General features: G+C 46.4%; 23 protein-coding genes and 1 tRNA gene. 16 read left to right on the top strand and 8 right to left on the bottom strand.

Features of this window, described 5'->3' with window-relative positions; genetic code table 11:
- The first annotated feature begins 103 nt into the window (after nt 1–103).
- From QZZ22_RS09870 to QZZ22_RS09800, 15 genes are all read left to right on the top strand, one after another.
- On the top strand, nt 104–2,581 hold the full coding sequence (locus QZZ22_RS09870; RefSeq protein ID WP_292464412.1) for a DEAD/DEAH box helicase: 2,478 nt from the start codon (nt 104–106) through the stop codon (nt 2,579–2,581).
- 105 nt (nt 2,582–2,686) lie between these two features.
- Nucleotides 2,687–3,061, top strand: a complete 375-nt coding sequence (locus QZZ22_RS09865) for a DUF3467 domain-containing protein (RefSeq protein ID WP_292464411.1) — start codon at nt 2,687–2,689, stop codon at nt 3,059–3,061.
- Between the two features lie 139 nt (nt 3,062–3,200).
- Nucleotides 3,201–3,425, top strand: coding sequence for an LSM domain-containing protein (locus QZZ22_RS09860; protein WP_292464410.1), 225 nt, complete (start codon nt 3,201–3,203; stop codon nt 3,423–3,425).
- A 36-nt stretch (nt 3,426–3,461) separates the two neighbouring features.
- Complete coding sequence (locus QZZ22_RS09855; RefSeq protein ID WP_292464408.1) at nt 3,462–3,812, top strand: Lrp/AsnC family transcriptional regulator; 351 nt, start codon at nt 3,462–3,464, stop codon at nt 3,810–3,812.
- Nucleotides 3,813–3,879: 67 nt separating this feature from the next.
- Nucleotides 3,880–3,954: transfer RNA gene (locus QZZ22_RS09850), tRNA-Glu, on the top strand.
- A gap of 560 nt (nt 3,955–4,514) precedes the next feature.
- The gene (locus QZZ22_RS09845) at nt 4,515–5,297 is read left to right on the top strand and encodes a winged helix-turn-helix domain-containing protein (RefSeq protein WP_292464407.1); all 783 of its coding nucleotides are present in this window, start codon (nt 4,515–4,517) and stop codon (nt 5,295–5,297) included.
- A gap of 502 nt (nt 5,298–5,799) precedes the next feature.
- Nucleotides 5,800–6,912, top strand: a complete 1,113-nt coding sequence (locus QZZ22_RS09840; RefSeq protein WP_292464406.1) for a uroporphyrinogen decarboxylase family protein — start codon at nt 5,800–5,802, stop codon at nt 6,910–6,912.
- Nucleotides 6,913–6,956: 44 nt separating this feature from the next.
- Nucleotides 6,957–7,418: a hypothetical protein gene (locus tag QZZ22_RS09835; protein ID WP_292464405.1), complete on the top strand. Its 462-nt coding sequence runs from the start codon at nt 6,957–6,959 to the stop codon at nt 7,416–7,418.
- Nucleotides 7,419–7,479: 61 nt separating this feature from the next.
- Entirely contained in the window at nt 7,480–8,922 is a 1,443-nt protein-coding gene (locus QZZ22_RS09830) for a radical SAM protein (protein WP_292464403.1), read from the top strand.
- 39 nt (nt 8,923–8,961) lie between these two features.
- Complete coding sequence (locus QZZ22_RS09825) at nt 8,962–10,098, top strand: AMP-binding protein (protein WP_292464401.1); 1,137 nt, start codon at nt 8,962–8,964, stop codon at nt 10,096–10,098.
- A gap of 64 nt (nt 10,099–10,162) precedes the next feature.
- Entirely contained in the window at nt 10,163–10,903 is a 741-nt protein-coding gene (locus tag QZZ22_RS09820; protein WP_292464400.1) for a class I SAM-dependent methyltransferase, read from the top strand.
- A 51-nt stretch (nt 10,904–10,954) separates the two neighbouring features.
- Nucleotides 10,955–11,950, top strand: a complete 996-nt coding sequence (locus tag QZZ22_RS09815) for a radical SAM protein (RefSeq protein WP_292464399.1) — start codon at nt 10,955–10,957, stop codon at nt 11,948–11,950.
- Nucleotides 11,951–12,934, top strand: a complete 984-nt coding sequence (locus QZZ22_RS09810; RefSeq protein WP_292464398.1) for an ABC transporter substrate-binding protein — start codon at nt 11,951–11,953, stop codon at nt 12,932–12,934. It abuts the gene before it with no gap.
- Nucleotides 12,931–13,725, top strand: a complete 795-nt coding sequence (locus QZZ22_RS09805) for an ABC transporter permease (protein WP_292464396.1) — start codon at nt 12,931–12,933, stop codon at nt 13,723–13,725. The genes QZZ22_RS09810 and QZZ22_RS09805 overlap by 4 nt, the downstream gene beginning before the upstream one ends.
- Nucleotides 13,722–14,495 (top strand): ABC transporter ATP-binding protein, encoded by a 774-nt coding sequence (locus QZZ22_RS09800; RefSeq protein ID WP_292464395.1) that lies wholly within the window; start codon nt 13,722–13,724, stop codon nt 14,493–14,495. Before QZZ22_RS09805 ends, QZZ22_RS09800 begins: the two co-directional genes overlap by 4 nt.
- A 16-nt stretch (nt 14,496–14,511) precedes the next feature.
- Here QZZ22_RS09800 and QZZ22_RS09795 read toward each other — a convergent pair whose 3' ends face one another.
- From QZZ22_RS09795 to QZZ22_RS09770, 6 genes are all read right to left on the bottom strand, one after another.
- Nucleotides 14,512–15,249 (bottom strand): DUF5714 domain-containing protein, encoded by a 738-nt coding sequence (locus QZZ22_RS09795; RefSeq protein ID WP_292464394.1) that lies wholly within the window; start codon nt 15,247–15,249, stop codon nt 14,512–14,514.
- Between the two features lie 46 nt (nt 15,250–15,295).
- Complete coding sequence (locus tag QZZ22_RS09790; RefSeq protein WP_292464391.1) at nt 15,296–16,105, bottom strand: SDR family NAD(P)-dependent oxidoreductase; 810 nt, start codon at nt 16,103–16,105, stop codon at nt 15,296–15,298.
- Nucleotides 16,106–16,136: 31 nt separating this feature from the next.
- A complete protein-coding gene (locus tag QZZ22_RS09785) occupies nt 16,137–17,546 on the bottom strand; it encodes an aldehyde dehydrogenase family protein (RefSeq protein ID WP_292464389.1) in 1,410 nt (469 codons plus the stop codon).
- A gap of 42 nt (nt 17,547–17,588) precedes the next feature.
- The gene (locus QZZ22_RS09780) at nt 17,589–18,299 is read right to left on the bottom strand and encodes a hypothetical protein (RefSeq protein WP_292464387.1); all 711 of its coding nucleotides are present in this window, start codon (nt 18,297–18,299) and stop codon (nt 17,589–17,591) included.
- 419 nt (nt 18,300–18,718) lie between these two features.
- Nucleotides 18,719–19,738: a methylcobamide:CoM methyltransferase MtbA gene (mtbA, locus tag QZZ22_RS09775; protein WP_292464799.1), complete on the bottom strand. Its 1,020-nt coding sequence runs from the start codon at nt 19,736–19,738 to the stop codon at nt 18,719–18,721.
- Between the two features lie 273 nt (nt 19,739–20,011).
- Nucleotides 20,012–20,677, bottom strand: a complete 666-nt coding sequence (locus QZZ22_RS09770; protein WP_292464386.1) for a corrinoid protein — start codon at nt 20,675–20,677, stop codon at nt 20,012–20,014.
- A gap of 393 nt (nt 20,678–21,070) precedes the next feature.
- Here QZZ22_RS09770 and QZZ22_RS09765 point away from each other — a divergent pair, with 393 nt between their 5' ends.
- Nucleotides 21,071–21,808, top strand: a complete 738-nt coding sequence (locus tag QZZ22_RS09765) for a formylglycine-generating enzyme family protein (protein ID WP_292464385.1) — start codon at nt 21,071–21,073, stop codon at nt 21,806–21,808.
- A 1-nt stretch (nt 21,809) separates the two neighbouring features.
- On the opposite strand, the gene QZZ22_RS09760 is transcribed toward QZZ22_RS09765, so the two are convergent.
- Together QZZ22_RS09760 and QZZ22_RS09755 are read right to left on the bottom strand one after the other, a co-directional pair.
- Nucleotides 21,810–23,978 carry an FAD-dependent oxidoreductase gene (locus tag QZZ22_RS09760; protein WP_292464384.1) on the bottom strand — a complete coding sequence of 723 codons (2,169 nt, stop codon included), beginning with the start codon at nt 23,976–23,978 and terminating at the stop codon, nt 21,810–21,812.
- Nucleotides 23,979–24,046: 68 nt separating this feature from the next.
- Nucleotides 24,047–24,598, bottom strand: coding sequence for a peptide-methionine (S)-S-oxide reductase (locus tag QZZ22_RS09755; RefSeq protein ID WP_292464382.1), 552 nt, complete (start codon nt 24,596–24,598; stop codon nt 24,047–24,049).
- Between the last annotated feature and the right edge of the window lie 107 nt (nt 24,599–24,705).

Below are 24,705 nucleotides of genomic sequence, written 5' to 3'. Positions count from 1 at the left end.
TGCCCCTTGTAAACAAGGAATAATATATTGGTTTTTATATTTTTACTTATGCCTTCCATAAAGCCAATAGTATTTATACTCACTGTGCTATCTGAATGCGCAGATGACTCTCTGGATACTAATAATTGCCGACAGGACGAAAATAACCGTTCTTCCGATACGGGATAAAATGAAAAGGCCTCTTTTTGTAGGGGAGCTGGTCATGCAAAAGACTGCTACAGGACCACGGCCCCACAAGTTCAAGGTCGTCCTGAATAACAAAGAGGAGTTGCATCCTCCCTCCGAATTGACAGACCTTTTGAGGAATGCAGCCCGTATTATGATAGCAAAGGACGGGGATGCCCAACAGACGGCCACTGTCCTTGATATGTTGCAGGGGTTCCAGCTTAGCGCTGATATTGTGGATGTCTGCAGATTCTGCCTGCTGAAGAATATGTTCAATTTTCTCAACAGGAGATCCGTGAGATATCATCGGGAGAAAATATGCGCTGATTGCGCTAAGGATGAGCTGTCCAGAGTTCTCTCAAGCTCACAGGTGACTTATGGTGAGGAAGTATGCGAAAGACTGGAGGAAATACTGCTAAGCACAAAGGACCTTGACAGAACCTTGTCCATGCTAAGCCCTGAAGAACTCGACCATGAGCTCACAAGGTTTGATTCAATAGCAGCAAGCACGGAGGTTTCTACTTCCATGATAAAGGATCTGCCGATAAACCGGAAGTTCAAGGACCTCCTGCTTCAAAAGTCAGATATGCTCCTGCCGGTACAGTCTATTTCAGTAAAGAATGGACTTCTGAACGGCCAGAATCAGCTTGTGACCTCAGTGACAGCCACAGGTAAGACACTTATCGGAGAGCTTGCGGGTATCGAGAATATCCTGCGCAGGAAGGGAAAACTGCTGTATCTTGTTCCGTTGGTAGCACTTGCAAACCAAAAATACGACCAGTTTACGGAGAGGTACTCCGGACTGGGGATTCAGACATCCATCAGGGTTGGAAGTGCACGTATAAAGGCATCTAAAACGGATTCAATGCGCAGATCCCTTGATTCTGATATCATTATAGGTACCTACGAGGGTATAGACTACATTTTAAGGACCGGCGCGGCGGACATGTTGGGGCAGGTTGGCACTGTTGTCGTGGATGAGGTGCACACTATCGAGGATTCGGAGCGCGGCCATCGGCTTGACGGTGTGATAGCAAGGCTCAAGTATAGCGCGCCTGATGCACAGTTCATCTACCTGTCCGCCACCGTGGCAAAGCCTGAGATAATGGCAAAGCATCTGAATGCAAAACTTATCGAGTATGAGTACAGGCCGGTTCCCATTGAGAGACATCTGGTGATCTGCCCGGAGCATTCAAAGATAAATATCATGACCAAGCTTGCCAGGGAGGAATATAGCAAGATTTCCTCAAAGGGGCATAAAGGGCAGACCATAATCTTCACGAACTCAAGGCGTAACTGCCATCGCATATCCGAAGCTCTTCCCATCCCTTCGGCACCCTATCATGCAGGACTGACAAGCCAGGAGCGCAAGAAAGTGGAAGTGAGTTTTGCAAAGGGCAGGCTCCCGGTTGTAGTGACCACAGCAGCTCTTGCGGCAGGTGTCGATTTTCCTGCATCGCAGGTAATATTCGATTCTCTTGCAATGGGTATCGAGTGGCTTAATATGCAGGAGTTCCTCCAGATGCTGGGACGCGCAGGCAGGCCGGATTATCATGATCTGGGAGAAGTGGTGTTGCTTGCGGTGCCGGGCAAGAGATATACAGGTGACCAGGGCGATACGGAAGATACTGTTGCCCTGAAACTGTTAAAGGGAGAAATGCTGCATTCAAAGGTTGATTACGGTGAGGAGGAGAAGCTTGAGGAGATTCTCGCAACTGCAGCCGTTACATCTTCAGAAAAGGACCTTATGAAGATACATGGGAATATGCTTGCAGGTTATGCAGTCGATGTACTCGTTCGAAGGCTTGAGAGGCAAAAATTCCTCTATCGGAAGAACGGCACTATTGAGCTGACAAATTTCGGTAAGATTGCTGCAGGCCATTTCCTTTCTGTTTCCAGGGCTTTCCTTATACGAGATGCTGTGCTAATGAACCAGAGCCCGCTTTCTATTATTACTAATCTTGAATTCTTTGACGGAGTATATTTTAAGTATGTTTCCAGGATATCCGCCGCCCTTAATATTAACCTCCCCTCAAGGGTTTTCCAGGGGGCTTCACTGGATATCCTCTTTGAGGGAGAGAACATGGGAAAACTGGACATCTCTCTACGGGAGCAATTATTTGATTTTGCATCCGAGTTCCTGACCTGCAGTTGCCGTGATTCTCCACATTGTGGCTGTGCTGAGCGTAAGTTCTCAGAAAGGATCATAATGATCCGGACTGAGGGATACGATCCGGCAGGTATTGTAAGGAAGATAGAGAATCTTTACGGGATTACCGCCTATCCGGGAGATGTGCTCGGATATCTGGACAGTGCAGTGCGCAATCTTGATGCTGTTGAGATGATAGCAAAAACCTACTCCAAAAAAGAGATTGCATCTGAAGCTCGCCGGCTGAAAAAAGAGATCGAAGGATAACTGTGCATGTTCATCATAAGCAGTGTGTTATCATAATGTATTATAATGATGCCAACAGATATGATATGACAGATGGCATAAGCCCGTCTGCAAGGAAACATTAATATGAGTGAAAAATCAGAAGGGATACGAGGAAAAAGGAAAGTAAGGATAGAACTGTTCAAACCGGATGATTTTAAACAGGTCTACTCTATCGGAGCTGTGGGTGGGCACAGTCCGTACGATTTCAGGATCGGCTTCTATAATGATACTCCTCTGCCTGCTGATAAGGCATCTGAGGAACAGGTGATCCAGAGGAGGCTTGAAACGGAGGTAATACTTTCCCCATTGGCCGCCATGGAGCTTGCAAGGTGGCTTAATCAGCATATCCAGGACTATGAGAAAATGTTTGGCCCAATAAGGAGACCACATGAGAATATGAATAAGAAGGATGACGCTGAAACACAGCAAGCTACTACTGAGATTCAGGGGTATATGTAGATGTTCCGGGGTATGGGCAGTTCCTGTCAATTGTATAGTATAGGTCAAATCGCCAGTAATAAATATTAGATTGTATTATTGTATTAGCCTATAACCGGAAAGGCTCTAATGTTGTTTTAAAATGATGTGAGGATTAATTTTGTTCCCTAATAAGAAAGTCCAGAAATTGATTGGATCGAAAATCCAGGTTGAGATGAAAGGTGACCTTCACCTGCTTGAAGGAACCCTTAGCAGTGCAGATGATTACATGAACCTCCATCTTGTCGATACCATTGAAATAGCAAATGGTGAGCGTCTAAGGTCTCTAGGTTCCGTTGTCCTTCGTGGAAACAATATAATTCTTGTCATTCCAATGGAAGACTAATTATAAAATTAATTAATACTGTATTGGTAAATTGATATGAGTATTGAAGAAACTGCTCTCAATGTCATTCGCTCTCAGGAGGGTGGCGTTTTTCAGAATCAACTATGGAAAATGCTGGATATCGACAGCCGTAAATGTTCCAGGGTTATTTCCAAGCTTCTGGAGGACGAGCTCATTATCCGTGAGCAGGCCGTGTCCAATGGTGCCAGGACATATCTCCTGAAAGTGAAAGAGGAGAAGAAGCCGGTTTTTGAGTTACTCATGGCAGGGGAGGTATTCTCCCCCTGCGCAGGCTGCAGGGATGCATGCCAGCCGGAAAGCTGTGAAAAGCTCACATTCTGGGTAATGAATCTTGAAAAAGGTGAAGAACAGGAAGAAATATACTGATCCGGGCGAAAGCTTTAATACTGATATGTACTATGTTGGAGTCGCTCATCTAGAGCGAAATCGACGTGCTCCGATAGTGTAGTCCGGCCAATCATTCCGGCCTTTCGAGCCGAAGACTCGGGTTCGAATCCCGATCGGAGCACCTACAATATTTTCTGGAATTTAACAATCTATACCTGCTAATTTACTTCCCCTGTTCTAAGGATTACATACACGCCTCTTAAAAGGCCAACGATACATTTTTAAATATCCTATATGTACATATTTCTAATATATCCGTAACATGACTGAATAGGATTTAACTGCCAATGAAAACTAAGAAGCAGTTCAAACTAAGTTCACTGGTTAGTGCTTGAGACAGTAAATGTTATAAGCATCCCGGAATGACCTTATATCAGTCATGATTCATCGACGATAAGACTAACTAATTATAAGGTAGATGTCTACTTATGGTTATGTCTGCTTAATGTTGTAGATTTAAATAACTCACAGTAAATTGAAGCAAAATGAGAGTTAACGGCGTGAAAAAAGGAATAAGATCAATTATTGATAAATCAATTGTTGATAGTTCTCAATTTGGATATCTGTCACATGATCACTTGGGAGGCAGGCATACATTTGATGAAACGGTAACTCTGGCAATGTGCAAAACAAGTACCGTGTTTTAGATGATCACTGCGGATCACGACTCAAGAGGCAATAATGAAAACAGAACTGATAAGTACAGTGTTTCTTTCTGAAAAAAGGAAAAACACTCTCCTTATGTTAATGGAGCGGCCAGCCACTATAGATGAGATAAAGGATTCCCTTACAGGAACGACCAGTGCAATAATGGCCCAGATGAAAATCCTTCTTGAGCAGGGTCTCATTGAACAGACATCTGATGAATACAGTCTGACCTACATCGGGAAGATCATACTACGAAAGATAAAGCCCCTGATGGAAGCGCTGAATGTCCTTGAGGAGAATAAAGAGTACTGGGAAAGCAGGGATATGAGTGCTATACCTGATCCCTTGCTTGACAGGATTGGCGATCTTGGGCAAATAATGGTGTATCAGCCTGATCTCAACCACCTTTTTGAGCCTCCTAAGCAGTTATGTCTTAGTCTGAAGCAATCCACGAAGGCATCGACATTCTATTCTTATTTCTGTCCGAGTTGCCCCATGAATTATGCCGAACTTGCGAAAAAAGAAGTGGAATTTGACCTGATATTGACAAGATCCGTATATACCCGGTTAAAAGAAGAGTACACAGAGCAGTATGAAGCAATGATGGATTCTCCCAGTTCCAATATGTTCATATGCGACGATAATACTGTTCGTTTAGGTGCTCTGTCAATAACAGATGACCTTATGCTTATCGCATTCTTTAATAAGCAGGGAATATTCGATCACAAAAAGGTCATCAGTTTTGAAGATCCTGCACGCCATTGGGGAATGGACCTTTTTGAGCAATATAAACAAATAGCTGAAAAAGTCAAATGAGATATTCGGGATTCCATTTTTAAGATATCAATAAGAACTTTGCAAGGGATTCATCCTAAAAGTGTGTGCAAATTCGTACAGGTATTCGAAGGGTACTGCAAAGACATTATTTTTCTGTTCCTCTGTTTTTCTTTTATGTGCATTTTGTTTTGTAATAAATATATACTGTATCTGTATCATTCATGGTCTCGATATTATCGAAGGTGTTAATTTTTTTCCTGCCGGGGTTTTCCTGACTGCTTTAGTTTAAGAATATGCTCTCGGCAAAAACTACAATTCAAACCTTGAACATGCAATTGATAATAATAATGGCATTGACTAATTACCATGAGTTATTATATATATCTACGTCCAGATACCAATTATTGTCAATAATGACAAATTCATAATTTGCATGATTGACTGTAAAAAGATTTGATTTCAAATTGGTGGTTATGGATGGAAAAAGTTTACTATTTTCACCATTCCCTAACCCGTAACAACAAAAGATTGGTGATAAAGTATGCCAGCACAAGATTATATCCCAATAGATTCAGATTGGCTAGGAAAGGCAGGAAGCTTATGGACGACACCGTGGGTGGACAAGCCATCGGATAGAGTTATCGTGGACCCCATCATTCTGTCACACGCAGCTACTCTGTACAGAAAGAACGCAGGATATTTCTATTCAAATCCTGATGAAGCAGTAAGAATGGTATGTGGCGCCTGTGAACTCTATGATGTCACTCCGGTTGGTCACTACCTGTATGCGGATTACTGGGGAGCCGACTATGGAGCTGAAATAAAGATCCAGACCAACGCTCCTCCAGGCATCACAAACCGTCCGATAAAGACCGCTGAAGATGTCGATAACTTTGAAGTGCTAAGCACAGAGGACCTTGTGAAAGGCCCGACACTCACAACACACTACAAAGCGCTCGACACAGTAAAGAACGAATACCCACAGATGTTCGCCCCGATCACCCAGCTGGGTGGTACCATGGAAGTGGCTACTAACTGGGCTTCCATCGAAGATGTCTTCATGTGGATGATCACAGAGCCTGAACTTGTTGACAAGCTTTGTGTAAAGGCCGGAGACCACATGGTCAATGCATGCAGGGCCACTGCTGAAAGATATGGAGCCAACGTCATGATCACCGGCTCAGTAATAGCAAGTGGTGACCTCATGGACAGGGAGCAGATCAAGAGGTTCAGTTACCAGCCGGTATCCAGAGCTGTCAGGAAAGTCCTCAATGCAGGCGCAGGTCCTGGTGTCTATTACCATCTCTGTGGTAACCACACCGATGATTTCGATCTGTGGAAGGATGCACCAATGAGCCCCTTCACCATTGTCCAGATAGGATACGACGGACAGAACATATTCCCAACATCAAAGCTTGTAGAGAACTTCGGAGACCGGTGCACCTGCTTCGGAACTGTTGATACAAAGCTGATTGACCGCGGTACACCTGCACAGGTCTATGCACAGGCCAAGGAACAGGTAATCGCCGGTAAGGACAGTCCGAGAGGATTCATCCTGGGAACTGCATGCGAATGTCCGACCAACGCACCACCTGTTAACGTCCACGCACTGGTAAGAGCTGCCAAGGATTTCGGAAAGTATGAGAAGTTCTGAAACAGGGGATGAATAATAACAGTATAAAATAATGAGGGTTTCTTATGGATATAAAGATAACTGAACAAGCGGACAATTTATTGAAGGACAACGGCGTGAGGAAAGAGGAGATCCTGGATATTATCAAGAATTCGGAATCCAGCGGGCAAAAACTCAAGTCAAAGGACGGGAACACCTGTATTGCAAAGGGTGCGTCTGAGAATCTAACCATCTACGCTGTCTACTCTGCATCTGAACTGCTTGATGTCTACACCCACAAAATGAACATCCTCGGTATTACCGGAGGAGAGATCAAGCCTGTGGAATATGATGACGCAAGCGACTGGATATGTGCAAAGTGTGGAGAGGTTGCACTGGAGAGAAACGTTGACATGAGCTACCTGGGAGTCACCAGGCCCGGCCCCGGTCTTGTCTGTGCTAAATGCGGCGAAATGTATGTATCAGCAGGCATGGCAAAGTCAACACTCAAAACAGCAGAAGCGATTCTTGAAGAAAAGAGAGCTTAAAATTATCTGAGGATCAGAAGGATTCTCAGGTAGATTACACAACCAACCAGAGAGGGAACAGATGGAACCGATAAGCACAGTAGAAAGCCTTTGTCCGGAATGCCTTGGAAAAATAGGCGGCATCAAGTATGCAGAGAACGGACAAGTCTACATAAAGAAGGAGTGCCCTGACCATGGTAGTTTTACAACCCTTATATCTGAAGATATAGGTCACTACCGACAAATGGAGGAATGTTTCGAGGTTAATAGGTCACGTGCCAGGGCATCCTTAACTGATGTAGAAAAAGGCTGCCCCTTCGACTGCGGCCTCTGTCCCTCTCATAAACAGGATACCTGCCTGGCAGTTGTGGAAGTAACTGACAGGTGCGACATGGGGTGCGCTTATTGTTTTGCCAGCTCTTCAATGGATAAGAGCCTTGATCCCGATATGGAAACAATAAGGTTCATGTTCGAAACCGTGAAGAAATGCCAGAACGAACCAACCTGCATACAGATATCAGGAGGAGAACCCACTATGAGGGACGACCTGCCTGAGATAATAAGGATGGGAAAGGAAGTAGGCATCAACCACATAGAATTGAATACCAATGGTCGCAGAATCGCCAGCGACCAGGATTATTTTGATAAGATCGCCTCAGCAGGTATAGATGCTATCTATCTTGGATTTGATGGCGTATCAGATGATATTTATATGAAAAGGACCGGAAAGAAGCTCTTTGACATAAAGTCCGAGGTCATCAACAGATGCGAGAAGGCCGGCATCGGCGTCGTTCTTGTGCCCCTTGTGGCTAAGAACTATAACCTGCACGAAGTCGGCAGGATCATAGAGTTTGCAGGCAGCAGGGTTCCGACCGTAAGAGGCGTGCACTTCCAGCCTGTATTCTATTCCGGCCGTGCACCTTCAGGTCGTGAAGGAAGGATCACCATTCTGGAACTTCTCCGGGAGATCGAGAAGCAGACCAGGGGCCAGCTGAAGGTTGAGAATTTCACACCTTCACTGATGCCTCATGCCCATTGCGGAGCAACCTGCCTGACAGTCATCGACAGCAATGGCTTCCTGCCACTGACCAATGTCTCACTGGGAGCACTCAAATCCGCTTCTGATGTGGCAAGCAAAACAAAGAAGTCTATCATGGGCAGGTGGAGAGGTTCTGAGAAGGATGCTCAGAAATCCTCATGCGGTGATCTGCTTATTAAGAGCTCATGCTGCGAGAAGCCTCTAAGCCAGCTGACCGTGAAAGGCTCATGCTGTGAAAAGCCTATCACTGATATCCTTCCAAAGAACTCCCGCCTGGGCGGAGGATGGGCGGACTTTATCGAGATGAGCAGGAACAGCTATTTAACCATCTCAACAATGGCATTCCAGGACGTCTGGTCATACGAGAAAGAAAGAGTGGAGAACTGCTGCATACATGTGGTGACACGTGATGGAAGGTTTGTTCCCTTCTGCAACTACAATATGACCGATTGTGACGGCAAGTTCCTTTACAGGAATGCCACTTAATCTTTATTTTTCTTTTATGAGGAAAACAGGAGGCGTAAAATGAGTCTTTCTGCAAAGATCAATACTGCTGTTCGGATGAATATAGCAAAAAGGAGACTGGAGTCCCGGAAAATAGAAGGCGGGACCGGGAATCCTCTTGAACAATGGGGTCTGGCCAAGATAAGGAATGACGTGAAGAACAATCGGGAGTTGAAAGAGTTCTTTGGCCAGAGGGAACTTGACAGGAATTACATCAATGAGTACAAGCTCATAAAGTTCAGGCAATTGATGGCGTATGTACTGGAGAATAGTCCCTATTATAAAGAGATTTACGAAAAAGCAGGTATCGACCCTTCTCAGATTACCGGATATGAGGACCTGGAGAAACTGCCACTGACCGAGCAGCAATTGTTGGCTGAGCATCCGTATCATTTCCTTTGCGTATCAAGAAAGGAGATAGCCAGGGAGTTTACGAGTTCCGGCACCACCAACATGCTCAAAAGAATGGCGTACACCCAGGACGAACTGCTGGAAATTGTCGACTCGGTCATCTCGGGCCTGAAAATGGCAGGAATGGACTCTAAAGAAGATACATTGCAGATAATGTATCCCACCATAACAGCCACCTGGGACCCCGGTCTTGTACTCAGTAAGGCCTGTGCCCTTGCCGGTTATAAGTCGGTAATTAATGATTCCCTGGATGCGGACGATCAGTTAAGGACCATGAGGGAGTCAGGAACGACTCTTATCATTGGGACATCATCCTTCCTGCATGACCTCTCAAAGGCCGTCCGTGAGCTTATAAAGCCCGGAGAAATGGGAATAAAGACCATAATCTGCTCATCCGAACCCCTGACACCTTCCATGAGGGAGGATATAGAGAGCGTATGGGGCTGCAAGACCCTAAGGCAGTGGGGCATGACAGAACTTGGGCTGGCCAATGCAATCGAATGCTCTGAGCAGGATGGTTTCCATCTCAACAACCCGGATTTCCTGGTTGAGGTCATTGACCCAAAAACCGGGAAACAGCTACCTCCCGGTGAGGAAGGAGAGCTTGTTGTCACAACCCTCCGGAGAAGGTGTATGCCCCTTATCCGCTACAGGACAAGGGATATCACAGCTCTCATTGACGAGCCGTGCAATTGTGGCGCCTGCTTTGACCAGCGGATAAGTGATATAAAGAGAATAAACTTCTGAGAGCTCATATCTCAAGGGAGGGACTCCGGTTCCTTTCTTAATCTTTCTTTCAGAAACGAATGTTATGAACATTTTTTCATGGGACGGCTCTACCGTTCTGATGCTTTTTTGTGGAAGTGATGCAGTGAACCAGAGAGGAACGGATATAGATAAAGACATCCTGAGCAGACAACAGCAACATTGGGAGTGCGTATTTTCAATCAATGCTTCCATGTTTGGCGAGGACCCAAGCAGTCCGGCCCGGTGGGCAGCTCGGCTGTTGAAGGAAGAAGGCAAGACAAAAGTCCTTGAGCTTGGTTTTGGACAGGGAAGAGATACCCTGTTTTTTGCAATGAATGGTTTTGATGTAACTGCCCTTGACTATTGCGAAAAAGGAATCAAATCCTTGAAGGAGAAAGCCAGTGAGTCCTCAGTATCAGGTTCTGTAACTCCCATGCAGCATGATGTCAGGAACAGGCTGCCTTTTGAGGATGGCACATTCGATGCATGCTATTCTCATATGCTTTACTGTATGCCCTTGACAATTTCTGAATTACGCTCACTTTCGGCAGAGGTCAGGAGGGTCCTTAAGCCCGGAGGACTGAACATATTCACCACAAGACATACAAATGATCCCCAGTACGGGACCGGTATCCACAGAGGTGAGGATATGTGGGAGATTCAGGGAGGATTCATCGTGCATTTCCTGAGCAGAGAAAAGGTGGACCTTCTGTCGGAAGGCCATGATGTATTGGATATTACGGAATTCAAAGAAGGAGAATTGCCTAAGAAACTGTATCGTGTTACTCTGAGAAAAAAAAGCTGAAAAGTTCTGTTGACTTAAGCAAATACGTTAAAACAAAAGTGGTGAGTAAGATTGTCTGATTTAGACCTTATCCAGAGATCAAAAGAAAAAGCATTGAAAGGTGAAAGGTTGAACCGGGATGATATAATCGCTCTACTGGAGATAGACCCGGATTCAAAGGATGCGGAAATTCTAGGAAAGGTGGCAAGGGAAGTTGCTGCCGTGGTCACAGGGAACAGCGGGAGTGTCTGGGCTTCAATTGGTGTTGATTATAAGAAATGTGCTATGAACTGTGATTTCTGTGCGTTTGGCCGTAAATGGGGAATTGTGAAGGATGAAAGCGAACGGGACTCCCGGGAGATTATAGAACTGGTCCGCCAATTCGTTTCCCATGGAGCCAGATGGATAACTTTACGGACTACGCAGTTTTACGGGATTGAAAGACTGACCCAGGTTGTCAGGGATATCAGGGCTTCAATTCCGGGAGAGTACCAGATCGTTGTCAATACGGGTGAGTTCAACGAGACAGAAGCAGAAATCCTGTCCGGCGCGGGGGCGCAGATGGTATATCATACTATCCGGCTGCGCGAAGGCATAAATACGAGATTCAAACCAGAAGACAGGATCGCAACCCTTGCTTCTGTAAACAGTTCTCCGCTGGACCTTGCCTACCTTGTCGAGCCTGTTGGCACAGAACACACGAACTCCGAAATTGCCGACGTCTTCCTGACAGCAATGGAGTATAATGCCAGACTGTGTGGTGTTATGGCAAGGGTACCTCTTCCCGGCACGCCTCTAAGTGATTATCCTCAAATTTCGGAGCGAAGACATGCACAGATAGTAGCTGTGACACGTCTGGCTGCCGGCTATCATGCACCGGACATATGCGCACATCCTCCCTCAAGGCTTGCTGTGGAATGGGGTGCTAATGTGGTTGTTGTCGAGACCGGAGCCATCCCAAGGGAAGGTGCTGACTGTAAGACTGAATGGCATGGTTTCGGCCTGGAAACTGCCAGGGATTATTTCACGAATGCAGGATATGGATTTTACTCCGGGAGGGAGAACTGAATGCAAAAACGCGTCTCCATGTTATGCATGCTGTTCATCCTTTTTTTATCCCTTCTGGCATCCGGGTGCACAGGCCATGCATCTGAAGGTACAGAAAAAATAAAAGTAGGAACATGGAAGACCGCACAGACCATACAGCCTTTCCTCTATCAGGACTACATTGACGACAGGTATTCGGTAGAAGTGCTCCCCTTCACAAATCCCGGTGACCAGAAAGCTGCACTGCTTGCGGGAAGCCTGGATATGACAGGTACGACAATAGCACTTGCAATCACGGCTGCTTCTAAGGATGAGCCGGTGGTTGTTGTGAGCGGGCTTGCTAACAAGTGCTCTGCAATTGTAGTGAGGAATGATTCCGACATCAACACGCCTGCAGACCTGAGGGGCAAAAAAATAGCCTATGTGCCGGGAACCATGCATCATGTACTTTTGCTTGAAACACTGGAGCAGGCAGGACTAGACCCCGAAAAAGACGTGACCCTTCAACGTATCGACTTCTTTGATATGGGACAGGCCTTGTCACAGGGTACTGTGGATGCTTTCTGCAGTGGTGAACCTTATCCGTCCCTGGCGATTGTGAATGGATACGGGCGTGTGCTTGTTTATCCTTACTATGGAGAAAGCGTGGGAACAATCAATGCAGGCATGCTCACAACCAGGAGCATGATAGAGAATGACAGGGAAAGGATACAGGCATTGGTGACAGCCCATGCAAGAGCTACGGAACACCTCAATGCAAATCAGGATGAATGGATCATTATGTCCTCAGAGTTTGGAACTGACCCTGAGGTGCTGAGGATTGCACAGGATAACATGGAGCTTGCATGGTATATGGATGAATCTTATGTAATCCAGGCAGAGCAGCTTGCCTTAAGGATGAAGGAACTTGGCATGATCACTCAAGTACCGGATATGGATGTCCTCTTTGATCGGAGCTTTGTGGAACAGGCACGCAATGATCTTCAAAACAGTGAAACCGCATGACAGTAAGTAACTGGAAAGTGGACTATATAGGATTCGTTCTTCCAGCATTGATATTTACCGCATGGTATCTTGTGACTCTGGAGGGAGGAGTGCCGGCATATCTTATTCCCTCGCCATCGAACCTGGTTCGCGTGGCAGTCGATTTTGCTACCGGGCATGCGAATCTAACACCTTATGCAGGGACACTCTTAGTACATACCCTTGCCAGCGTTCAAAGAGTGGCGATGGGTTTTGGTCTGGCCGTTGCTGTGGGACTTCCCCTGGGTTTTCTGACAGGGCGTATATCCCTTGCAAAGAGTTCTCTTGATTCTACTGTACATCTTATCCGTATCATTCCCGGCATTGGGTGGTTGCCCATAGCCATGGTCTGGTTTGGCGTGGGAGAGAACACAACCCTGTTTCTCATTTCACTGGCAGCCTTTTTCCCGATATATGTGAATGCAGCCCAGGGGGCCTCTTCAGTACCTCCTTTACTCATCCGTGCAGGGAGGATGCTGGGTGCCAATAAGCTGACGATATTCACTACGGTCATCATACCAGCATCCCTGCCTTCCACTCTGGCCGGACTAAGGCTGGGTTTGGGCATCTCCTGGGCCTATCTGGTATTGGGTGAGCTTACAGGTGTGACATATGGACTGGGTGCGGTGATGATGGATGCCCGGATGCTGGGACACGCAGAGATGATCCTGGTCTCTATGATATTCATAGGATTGTTTGGCCGCATCAGCGATATGATACTCGTCGGTTCTTTTAAAAGGCTGGACCTGCTAAGGGAGGAGAACAAAGAATGAAAGTCATGCAACGCACGAACCTGTCAGCAGAAGGAATAAACAAAAGTTTTTCCCGCCCCGGCGAGCATGACTCTTTAAAGGTTCTGGAGGATATCCGTTTTGAGATCAGGGAAGGTGAGTTCGTCAGTATACTAGGCCCAAGCGGCTGCGGTAAATCCACATTCCTTAATATCCTTGCAGGATTTGAGCCTGCGGACAGCGGTCATGCAGCCTGTTGCGGCGAACGCATAAGAGAACCTTCTCCCGAAAGAGCAGTAGTGTTCCAGTCACCTGTACTGTTTCCATGGCTCAGCGTTAAGGACAATATCCTTTACGGGCTGAAACTAAGGAAGAACGGCAGGAACGAAGCAGAAGAGATAGCTTCTGAATATATAAGAGCTGTAGGACTTGACGGTTTTTGGGACTATTATCCTTCCCAGTTATCCGGTGGCATGCAGCAAAGGGCTGCCCTGGCACGTGCACTTGTATTAAGGCCTAAGGTCCTGCTTATGGATGAACCATTCGCAGCATTGGATGCCCAGACACGTTACAGCATGCAGCAATTGCTGCTTGGTCTCTGGGAAAACTATAGGCACACAGTTGTTTTCATCACACACGATGTGGAAGAAGCTCTGTTAATGTCAGATCGCATCTGCATCATGAGTAAAAGGCCAGGCAGGATCATTGAAGAGATAACTGTACCTTTTGAGCGTCCCCGCCAACTGTCATTGACAGGCACCCAGGAATTCTCAATGCTAAAAGGCCATATATTTGGCAGACTAATGGATTAAGTAGATAGTGATAATTTTAATTGTTATCAATCCCAGATCTGTCCTTATATTCACAGTTCTCGTCGCATTCTTTATTGTACTTTGTGTAATTACATTTCGCAGACAAGTCCAGATTCTCATACCACAGCAGGCCAAACATATCTGACAGATATGCCACTCCTTTTCTCAGAGAGATACGGGTTGCTTTTTTGCAGCACCTGGCTCCTCCTGCATCTGCAATGCACCTCAGGGTCCCTGATGTAGCCCAGTTTGCATGAGAGCGCTCAGAAGGTGTATACGGAGTGGCTTCCGCCAGTATACAAACAGCGATCCCAACTCCAATTCCTGCACCGCATGCTCCATAGATACCGCAGTAGCCGCCGGGAACTTTGCTTCCTCTTTTGATGGCCTCTAAAATATCTGCTTCTTTCTTCTTCCCTGTGTAATTCTGGTATGCTGCTATAAGGACAGCGGGCACAAGTGCATGATGCTCCGGTCCATGCATATGCACACTGGGATGCTTCATGATCTTCTCGGCCAGTGTTACAGGGTTCTGCATATCGGTGCTCAGACATATGTTCTCAATGACTTTGAGTGCGTCCTGCGAATGACAGGCATTGCAGATATAATGTCCGTCCTTACATTGGATATAAGCTTCTTCTTCAACACCGCAGTAGTGACATTTTGCAGTAGTTGCCTGGCAGGAGTGAACTATCCTGTTCCCGCATAGCATACAGTTGTTTTTCTCATTGCACAACGTATCAATGTTTATCATCTTATATCACCTGCTTAACCTCTAACTGTAAACCTAAGTTTTGTCCTTATAGTGATTCTATTTCCCGCAGCTGGGAGCGGGATATCCTCATCTGCCAGCTTGCCGGGAGAAGGCTTACCAGAGCCTGTCCGAAGCCAAATCCCCTTCCCGGTATCACCACATCCTTACCACGCTGCATAGCCCGGTACGTGTCGCGGGCCACGATAGCGGGTGTTGTAGCCATCCAGGAACTGAATGCCCTGGAGCACTCCATCCTTGCAGCTGTCTGGAAACCAGTGCCTTTAACAGCAGTAGGACAAACAGCTAATACCCTGACTCCGGATCCCTGTTCCCTTAATTCGTAGTTAAGGGCCCGGCTGAAGTTGAGTATGAAGCTCTTGCTGGCTCCATAAGTTGCAAAAGTCGGATTTGGCTGGAAGGCCGATATTGAGGACATATTAATGACCTGACCATCATCCCTTTCTACCATTTTCCGAAGGTAGAGCCTTGTAAGATGATAAAGTGTCCCGATATGCAGTTGCAGCATGGCCAGCTCCCTTTCAATATCTATCTCATTGACATGACCGTAAGTGCCAAAACCGGCGCAGTTGACCAGCACGTCTACAGTGAGGTCATGGGCATGGGTGAACTCATATACCTCTGTTGCCGCTCCTGGCCGGGACAGGTCCTTTTCCAGCAGGAAGATATTGGTGAACGGACTGATGGACTGCAGTATATTTCCCGCATGCTTAAGATCTTCACCGGGCATCGCTACAAGGACCAAACGGTAGCCATCTGCTGCGAAAAGCTTGCCAAGCTCCAGTCCTATCCCACCGGAACCGCCGGTTATAAGCACTGTCTTCCTGTCATCTTTCATAGTTTCCCTTCGTCTTTATGCCCAGGCATATTCACATCCACCTGTACAGTGTTTTGATAAGCTTTCTGACACGATCATTATATGGCGGGTGTATCATGCTCAATGATCCCCACCTGCGGTGTATTACGCTGCGTTCGTTGGAGAAGCCTGTAAAGCAGTGAAAACCCAATGACCTGCCAATTCCGCTGCTGTTTATCCCTCCGAAGGGCAGGGAAGGATTGCTGTAACCCAACATGTAATCGTTGATTACAGTCCCCCCAGCAGATACGCTTTCCATGAAGTACTCGATGTTGCTCTCGTTCCGGCTGGCTATATACAGAGTAAGTGGTCTTGGGAGACGGTTTATTATATTCCTTACTTCTGTCCTGTCGCTGTATGTCAGCACCGGAAGCAGGGGACCGAATATTTCTTCCTGCATAATGTCCATATCCTCAGTGATCCCGTCAAGCAAGGTAGGGGAAATGAAGCGGTCGGACTCATCGAACTCACCACCAGCCAGAACACCTGCACCTTTGTCCAGCGCATCTTCATAAAGGGACTTCAGCCTCATGAAGTGCGCATCACTGACAATACGACAGTAGTCAGGGGATTGTTTTATTCCCCTGCCGTCCGGGTCATATAATTGCTGCAGTGCAGTTCTGAATTCCCGGATAAAGGGCTCTCTTATTGATTCATGGAGAAATATGTAATCCGGAGTGATGCATGTCTGTCCGTTGTTGACAGACTTGGCCCAGGCAGCACGCCGGGCTATCCGGCTGATGTCTGCCGTTTCATCTATAATGGCTGGTGATTTTCCTCCAAGCTCCAGGGTAACGCTGCAGAGATGCCTGGCAGCCTTGGTCATGATTATCTTGCCAACTTTGGGACTGCCTGTGAAAAAGATATGATTGAATGGCTGGTCAAGCAATGAACTGGCAATTGATGCGTCGCCTTCAAAGACTGCAACTTCACTCTCTTCAAAAAGCTCATCCATCATGCGCTTTATGAATGATGAAGTGTGAGCCGATATTTCGCTGGGTTTGAGCATGACCGCATTACCGGCAGCTATAGCGTAGACCAGCGGTACCAGTGACAGGTTAAGGGGAAAATTCCAGGGAGATATAATTAGCACCAAGCCTCTTGGTTCGTACCGGATATGAGAGCGGGTTCCGATAAGTGGCAGGGGAGTGGGTACCCTCCGTGGCTTCATCCAGCGGCGGAGATGCTTTTTCACATGGGATATCTGAGCCTGCACAACACCAACTTCTGTAGCAATTACCTCCACTTCCGGCTTGCGGAAGTCCTTATGCATGGCCTGGCAGAGTTCAGAAAGGTGCTTTTCATCACGGAGATAGTTGTCAATACGCACCAACCGCTCTATCCTCTCAGAGGTATCCAGGCGGGCCAGTTGTGGCCACTTTGCCTGCTGCAAATTGAATACGCGTCTGATTTCCTCATACATGACATTTCATCTTCATGCGTGCTTATTTACATATCCCTGTGTTTAAACAGCTACTATCCCAAGTAGCAGCAATATATAGAATGATGTTATAGAAACAGCAGCTACCGGCTCTATCTTGCCCCATTTTTTCTTACCTTTTATCACCTCACTTAGCGTGATGCATATCCAGAGAAGGAACACGTATCCTGCCATCAGGGAGAAGAGCGAAAAATCAGGATGCATCCATGTTCCCAGCATCTCTCCTGTGAACTCGGTAAGGACAGTGAAGAAGCCCGTAAAATATGCAAGTCTCAGACCATCAAGGCTACTGAATAGCATGAGTGCAAGGGAGAACTTCAAAAGTATTGCCATCGGTTGCAGGGAGAGATCGAAAATGGCGTAATCTGCCACAACCATTAAAGCCACACTTGCGACTATGAAATAGTTCACTCTGTGGAACCATTGTTGTTGCGAATATCTTTCCTGGAATATCTTCCACAGGTTATAGGAAGACCAGAATATAGCACCATAGCCTGGAATCAGCCATATGGGAGCGCCGCCTATAGCTCCGCCAAGATATGTGAAATACCCATGCTGGACGCCCAGAAGTTCGTGCACATATCCAAAGGCAGATGCTATCACCAGGAGCATCCTGCCTTTAAGCATACTGTTATTCCAGAAAAGCACCCACAAGATCGAAAGTATTATGGCTGGTATGACCTCGTTCTGCGTGTGCCTGTAGAACACAAGGATACCAAGTATGACCGTGAGCATGAATATGGCAAAGTACCATACATTGTTAAAAAGGATTTGACTTTTCTTTTCTATTGATCTGTTTAATGATTGAAAAGAAGGTACATTTAGGTCAACTGTATTTTTTTCCCACGGAAGGTATCTAATCAATTTTGATAACATTCAGATCACACTTTTATGTTTTATTTGCATATGATATATTTGGGGTAAAACCTTTCATTTGATATATTGGAAAGGCCGTCTGCTGTTATGGGAAATGGGCCAGTGTTATTTCACTGGCCAGGGATGGATGGATGGATGGATGGAGGTAGATAGTCTGGTGAAGACCCGAATGCATCTTTGATTGCAAGCCCTGGCTCCCCCAGACTACAAAAATAATGTCTCCGGACGGTTTGGTGACCAAGAACATGAAAGAAGGGTCCGGAGCATTATCTTTGATCTTAATATTTACGGTTCTTTGCGGATTCGACCATTGCCTGAAGGTTGACGCTAGGCGTCTTGCTTACGATTCCACAACCAGGAGCAAGGAGGTCGACACCTGCATCGATAGCTTTCTGTGAAACTTCCCTGACTGTATCCGGGGTGCCTTTCCAGAGAACTGCTACCGGGTCAAGGTTTCCAATGATCATTGCCTTGTTTACCTTGCTCTTTGCGGTTGCAATATCCACGCTCTGGTCAACACTGATGGCGTCCACACCGGAAGACTCCATAAGCTCCAGGCTCATTGTTGTGTCACCGCAGATGTGGATCACTACCGGTACGTTTATCTCATGCATTGCATCGACGATTTTCCTGTGCGCAGGTACTACGTATTTCTCGTAATATTCGTCACCAATGAGCATTGCACTTGCTGTTGGGTCGATGATGACCATGGTGTCGGCACCGTTCTCAGCCATTTTCTTTGCGTATGCAATGTTGAACTCTGTTGCAAGATCCATCAGTGCTGTTGCGAATTCCTCATCTGTCATTATTGCCATGAACCAGTCATCGCCGTTCATGTGCTGTGCAAGGGAGAATGGACCAAGCATGCTTGCCATGATAGGGAGTTCCTTGCCATACTTGTCTGCAAGGATCTTTATCGCTTTGCAGATAGTAGCTACTCTGCCCTGAGTTATGTCAAAGTTCTTCAGTCTCTGGACATCAGACATATCTTTTACACAGTGGCTGCTTACAGATGGCTGCTGTTCTTTTGTGCCTGCCTTGATGTCACAGCCGAAGAACTCAGCTTCTGCACTGATGTCGAACGGGACACGCACAGCTTCAAATCCCACGACAGTGTGGCCTGCTTCTGCAAGCTTTGCCATGGTTTCTGCATTATCGTTTGCTTCAGGCCAGAATGCGCCAGCTGCTTCCATCTGTTCGACCGTGCCTGTCTGTGTGAATGAGACAGCAGGCATCCTGTCAACAGGTTTTCCTGTCAGAGCACGTGCCAATCTCTCTTTAGGGGTGTATGTTACCATTGAACTGAACTCCTGTGATAATTGCATAATATTAGTATTGCCTGCTGCAAAGCAAGCTATGAGTGGTATAGATTTGTTAAGTGTATCTCGCAGGAATGTGACAGCGCCTGCAGCAATTCCATCCATTTCTGCAAAATACTTTTTTGGGAGAGTAAAGCATCTTTCTTACTGCAGATAAGCATTAGCAGATGTTACTCTCGCCTTTGACCCATATGTAAGAAAATAGAAATTTATGCAGTAATGAGTTACATACATAAATTCCAGTTTGTCTACTCAGCTCCACCTGTTGTCAGGAAGATCCTTTACGATTTCCTTTGCCCACTTTGCAGCTTCCATTGCATCCGGCTTGGATGTGTCTGCTCCGATCTCAGCTGCATAGTCAGGGGTTATAGGGGCTCCACCGACAATGATCTTTACCTTGTCCCTGATTCCTTTCTCTGTGAAGCTCTTTACGATCTTCTCCATGTTGTCCATTGTGGAGGTCATAAGTGTGCTTACAGATATGACATCTGCTTTGTTTTCGATAGCAGCCTCAGTGAACTTGCCTATCGGTACGTCCTTACCCAGGTCAATGGCCTCAAAGCCCATTGCACTCATCATGGTCTTGACAAGGTTCTTACCAATGTCGTGAACATCTCCTTCTGCAGAGCCGATGACAAGGACTGCTCTTTTGGCACCGCCTTCTAATTTCATGTGAGGGGTGAGTACATCCATTCCTCCATACATTGCATTGGAGGCCATCAGGAGGTGGGGCATAAATGCCTGTTTACAGTCATACTTCTCACCCATAATTTCCATGCCCTTTGCAAGACCCTCGATGACCGCCTTGTAAGGTTCAATCCCAGCTGCAAGTGCCTGGTTTGCCAGTTCCACAGCCTGGTCTTTCTTCCCATTGACTACCGCATTCGTTAATCCGTTTATTATTTCGCTTTCTTCCATAGAAACGCCTCCAAATGTTTTATTGCTAATGCCGGTCAGTAACACGGAGCATGTTGAGTTTTCCACCTTTTCCGCTTTTGACCATGATCTGACAATCATATTTTGCTTAGGCCAACAAGATGACAATTACTTATCACTTATCGACAATTACGGTATTCGGGTATACGTATATATAATAACTCATGGTAATTAACCAACAGCATGATTATTATCAATCGTCTGTTCCCGGTCTGAATTATAGATTTTGCTGTGTGCATATTCTGAATCCATGACACCTCGGAAAATCCCGGCAGGGCTAAAAACAAGGCTATTGATTATATCAAAAGCATGAATATAACTGGAATGAAATGTGAACTCCTTTTTTAAAAAAGACAATAAAAAGGAGTTCACTGAATGTCAAATGGAAATGGGACATCCCCTGAAGTGTATACCAATTCACTAGGCATGGAGTTTGTTTTGATCCCCGCAGGTGAGTTCTGCATGGGTTCACTGTCAGATGAGAAAAACTGGTACAGGAACGAACGCCCCTTACATAAAGTAAGCATAATGGATGACTTTTTTCTGGGCAGATATGAGGTGACACAGCAACAATGGACTGACATCATGGGTATTAATCCTTCCAGGGCTTCTGGAGATGACCGGCCTGTTGACAAGATATCGTGGAGCGAAGCACAGGAGTTTATCAGGAGGCTTAATGAAAAAGAAGCCACCGATAAATACCGCCTTCCAACAGAAGCTGAATGGGAGTACGCATGCAGAGCCGGTACGACCAGTAGATACTCATTTGGAGATAACGAAGCACAACTCAGTGATTATGGCTGGTATGGAGAAAATGAAAGCACCGGGACTTTTCCTGTAGGACAGAGGAAACCAAATCCATGGGGGCTGTACGACATGCATGGTAACCTGTGGGAATGGGTCCGGGACAGGTATCACGAGAGCTACGAAGGCGCTCCCGCAGATGGCAGTGCGTGGGAAGAGACTGCTGACAATGCGAAGGTCCTGTATGTCCTGCGCGGTGGCAGCTGGATAACCTCTGCCGTGGGCTGCCGTTCAGCAAGCCGCTATTATTATTCCCCGGACGGCCGTCGCAGCAGAAGGATTGGAGTGCGTATAGTAAAGGAAGTCTGAATTATATATTCCTGGCTATCTCGTTTGCTCCGTTAATAGCTTCCCATACTCTCCCAGGCTCTTTCGCATCGCCTGCGGAGTATATTTCAATAGCATCTCTGGTTTTTAGCAGCTTATAGTAAAGTTCATCATCGGATTGTGCTCCGGTTGCAAATATTACCAGGTCTGTATCCACAGACAGTTCTTCCACATTATTCGGGTCAAGTCTCCTGCTGAATGGATTTTTAACATTATCAGGTATCAGGGCTTTCCATGGAGTATAGGGATCGCTTCTGCCTTTGTTTGCCACTATATGGGCCTTGCCTTCTGTGAACCTGGTGACCTTTGAAGCATTATAAACGGTGACAGGTTCTTCCAAAGCATCTTCCCTCTTTCCAGAAGGAGAACCTCCTCCAAGCATCATCCAGAGCATCTGGCCCCTGTTAGCCATTACAGTATCAGGCATCAATGCATCGTTCTTTCCCACTATAGTGACACTGACACCTTTTTCATAGGCAAGGGAATAACCGACCTCACAACCGATTATTCCTCCTCCGACAATCAGGATCTTCTTGACATCGGCCGGCAATTCCATGCCCTTATCAAGAAAATCCCTGACTTCCCGGTGCCTGACCTTATCCAGTCCTTCGACTGGAGGGATGGTCATTCTGAGGCCGTTACAACATATTATCACATCGAACATGTTACTGATATTCTCCGACCCAATCTCTGTATTGAATACAACTTCCAACTCTTCTTTTTGAAGCAGGCTCATCTGGTATTCAAGATTCTCAATGTATCTTTTAATATCATGCTTGATGGACATCCTGCTGGCTGTATATAACTGCCCGCCAATCCTGCCACTCTTTTCAAAAAGGGTCACATGGTGCCCTCTTTTATGGGCGGTCATTGCAGCTTCGCAGCCTGCCGGTCCGGCACCTATGATTGCGACTTTCTTTACCTTCTCCGCTTTTACCAGTTTTTTCTTTTCCTCAAAACCGGTGTACGGATTGACAGAACAGCAGGGATGCCCTCCTTTTTTAAATGACTCGATGCATCCCTCCTGGTCTCCTATACAATGGATGATCTCCTTTGTCCTGCCTTGCCTAACCTTCTCAGGCCAGCGGGGGTCAGCAAGCAGTGGCCTGCCAAGCATAACAAAATCCGCCCATCCTTTCTCCAGGACTTCTTCGGCACACTCAGGTTTACCCATCTTTCCGACAGCTATCACTTTTGCATCGATGTTCTCTTTGCGGAAGAATTCCTTCAATCTGCCAGCGATCTCTTCAACATAGATGCTATCATCGAAATAAGCAGGCGGATGTGGCCAGAACCAGTTCTCATAGCAGCCTTTATCAACATCGAATGCATCTACTCCGGCTTCATACAGCACCCTGCAGAGTTCCAGCCCCTGCTCAACTGTCCTTTCCTTACCATGGAAACGTTTCCTGAATATCGCATCCCCGTATGTTTCCTGCAAGGCCTGGGTCAGATCGATCCTGTAGATAACAGGGAAATCCTCTCCGCAGCGTTTCTTGATCTCTCTTACAACGTCGATCCCAAAGCGGTTCTTGTCCCTGTACCTGCCAAACATTCTCCGGTTCCATGGGTCAGATGTCAGCTGGTCCATGAGATAACCTTCGTGACCGTGTATCTGGACGCCGTCAAAACCGGCAGATTTTGCATTAGCTGCACACTGGCCAAAGCTTTTCACAATCTTTTTGATCCTCCTGTCAGAGAACGGGACATGAGGTATCTGGGGCACGTAAAAGTTCCTGTTCCAGGATGACGATCGCAGTATCTTTCCTTTTAAGGCAGGTTCAGGAGAGCCAACCCTGCCAAGCCCCGCAGTAAGCTGGATGAATATCTTTGACCCGTAAGGCCGTACTCCGGCGGTAAGGTCCCTCCAACCTGAAAGCCGGGTCCTTGATGTACCATCGATTCGCGGGAAATAACTGGTGTCATTATCTTCAGATACCGTGGGATCGATCCCGTAAGACACCGGTACAAGTCCTGTAATCAAAAGACCTGTTCCTCCCTTTGCCCGTTCGATGAAGTATTCTATCATCTTATCCAGGGGCCGGCCGGTAGAATCGGCCATATTGATGTTCCCCATGGGAGCCATGACGATCCTGTTCATCAGCTTGCATTTTCCGATCAGTTCAGGTTCGAACATTTTTTCAAAATTCATAGTAATAACTCCCGTTCATTCAGAAGTTGATATTGCAGGGATTCAAAGTACCTATATTATACTATATATTACTTTATCGTGCAGTTCCTTACGCTGCACAATTTTTCCCTGTCTTCTCCCGGGCTGTTCTCAATATATTGCTGGTGTTTGCTCTCAGCCTGATAGAAGACAGTAGCAGGAACTATCTCTGTAAGTATTCGTTTCCCGGGACCCAGGGAGTTCTCCATCTCCTTCATGGATACTGCTGCCTGTAATCTCTGATCCTCATCATGATAAAAAATAGATGAACGGTACTGGCTGCCCGCATAATCCGGGATGGTGTCCAATGTGGAAGGATCATTGATGCTCCATAAATGTGTTATCAATTCCCTGCGTGTCAGCGTGGGATCATGGATACTCCAGAAGGATGTAAGCAACTCACGATAAGTTACCAGAGCAGGATCAAATGTGACTTCCACTGCCTCGGCATGGCCTGTCTTCCCGCTTAATACCTCCGTGTAACCGGGATTTTCCTTAACTCCTCCGGTATATCCGACACGGGTACTCAACACACCGTCAATCTCCCTGAAAGCAATTTCTACTCCCCAGAAACAGCCTGCAGCAAAAGTAGTTTTTTCCATTGTAATATCTCATTTATCCTTATTCTGGTCCAGAACAGTATGATACATAAAGATATCCTGCAGGTTTAATTCATAGCTTGAACAGAGAATATGCCATTGATAATTTC

The organism is Methanolobus sp. (genome assembly GCF_016278365.1).
Lineage (GTDB): Archaea > Halobacteriota > Methanosarcinia > Methanosarcinales > Methanosarcinaceae > Methanolobus.
The sequence above is the reverse complement of the archived record's forward strand: the minus strand, read 5'-3'. Positions and strand labels throughout refer to the sequence as shown.

What these genes read in the sequence shown, in the direction of transcription:
- QZZ22_RS09870 (WP_292464412.1), top strand. Translation starts at nt 104, where the DNA reads ATGACTCTCTGGATACTAATAATTGCCGACAGGACGAAAATAACCGTT.
- QZZ22_RS09865 (WP_292464411.1), top strand. Translation starts at nt 2,687, where the DNA reads ATGAGTGAAAAATCAGAAGGGATACGAGGAAAAAGGAAAGTAAGGATA.
- QZZ22_RS09855 (WP_292464408.1), top strand. Translation starts at nt 3,462, where the DNA reads ATGAGTATTGAAGAAACTGCTCTCAATGTCATTCGCTCTCAGGAGGGT.
- QZZ22_RS09845 (WP_292464407.1), top strand. Translation starts at nt 4,515, where the DNA reads ATGAAAACAGAACTGATAAGTACAGTGTTTCTTTCTGAAAAAAGGAAA.
- QZZ22_RS09840 (WP_292464406.1), top strand. Translation starts at nt 5,800, where the DNA reads ATGCCAGCACAAGATTATATCCCAATAGATTCAGATTGGCTAGGAAAG.
- QZZ22_RS09835 (WP_292464405.1), top strand. Translation starts at nt 6,957, where the DNA reads ATGGATATAAAGATAACTGAACAAGCGGACAATTTATTGAAGGACAAC.
- QZZ22_RS09830 (WP_292464403.1), top strand. Translation starts at nt 7,480, where the DNA reads ATGGAACCGATAAGCACAGTAGAAAGCCTTTGTCCGGAATGCCTTGGA.
- QZZ22_RS09825 (WP_292464401.1), top strand. Translation starts at nt 8,962, where the DNA reads ATGAGTCTTTCTGCAAAGATCAATACTGCTGTTCGGATGAATATAGCA.
- QZZ22_RS09820 (WP_292464400.1), top strand. Translation starts at nt 10,163, where the DNA reads ATGAACATTTTTTCATGGGACGGCTCTACCGTTCTGATGCTTTTTTGT.
- QZZ22_RS09810 (WP_292464398.1), top strand. Translation starts at nt 11,951, where the DNA reads ATGCAAAAACGCGTCTCCATGTTATGCATGCTGTTCATCCTTTTTTTA.
- QZZ22_RS09805 (WP_292464396.1), top strand. Translation starts at nt 12,931, where the DNA reads ATGACAGTAAGTAACTGGAAAGTGGACTATATAGGATTCGTTCTTCCA.
- QZZ22_RS09800 (WP_292464395.1), top strand. Translation starts at nt 13,722, where the DNA reads ATGAAAGTCATGCAACGCACGAACCTGTCAGCAGAAGGAATAAACAAA.
- QZZ22_RS09795 (WP_292464394.1), bottom strand. Translation starts at nt 15,249, where the DNA reads ATGATAAACATTGATACGTTGTGCAATGAGAAAAACAACTGTATGCTA.
- QZZ22_RS09790 (WP_292464391.1), bottom strand. Translation starts at nt 16,105, where the DNA reads ATGAAAGATGACAGGAAGACAGTGCTTATAACCGGCGGTTCCGGTGGG.
- QZZ22_RS09785 (WP_292464389.1), bottom strand. Translation starts at nt 17,546, where the DNA reads ATGTATGAGGAAATCAGACGCGTATTCAATTTGCAGCAGGCAAAGTGG.
- QZZ22_RS09780 (WP_292464387.1), bottom strand. Translation starts at nt 18,299, where the DNA reads ATGCTCACGGTCATACTTGGTATCCTTGTGTTCTACAGGCACACGCAG.
- mtbA (WP_292464799.1), bottom strand. Translation starts at nt 19,738, where the DNA reads ATGGTAACATACACCCCTAAAGAGAGATTGGCACGTGCTCTGACAGGA.
- QZZ22_RS09770 (WP_292464386.1), bottom strand. Translation starts at nt 20,677, where the DNA reads ATGGAAGAAAGCGAAATAATAAACGGATTAACGAATGCGGTAGTCAAT.
- QZZ22_RS09765 (WP_292464385.1), top strand. Translation starts at nt 21,071, where the DNA reads ATGTCAAATGGAAATGGGACATCCCCTGAAGTGTATACCAATTCACTA.
- QZZ22_RS09760 (WP_292464384.1), bottom strand. Translation starts at nt 23,978, where the DNA reads ATGAATTTTGAAAAAATGTTCGAACCTGAACTGATCGGAAAATGCAAG.
- QZZ22_RS09755 (WP_292464382.1), bottom strand. Translation starts at nt 24,598, where the DNA reads ATGGAAAAAACTACTTTTGCTGCAGGCTGTTTCTGGGGAGTAGAAATT.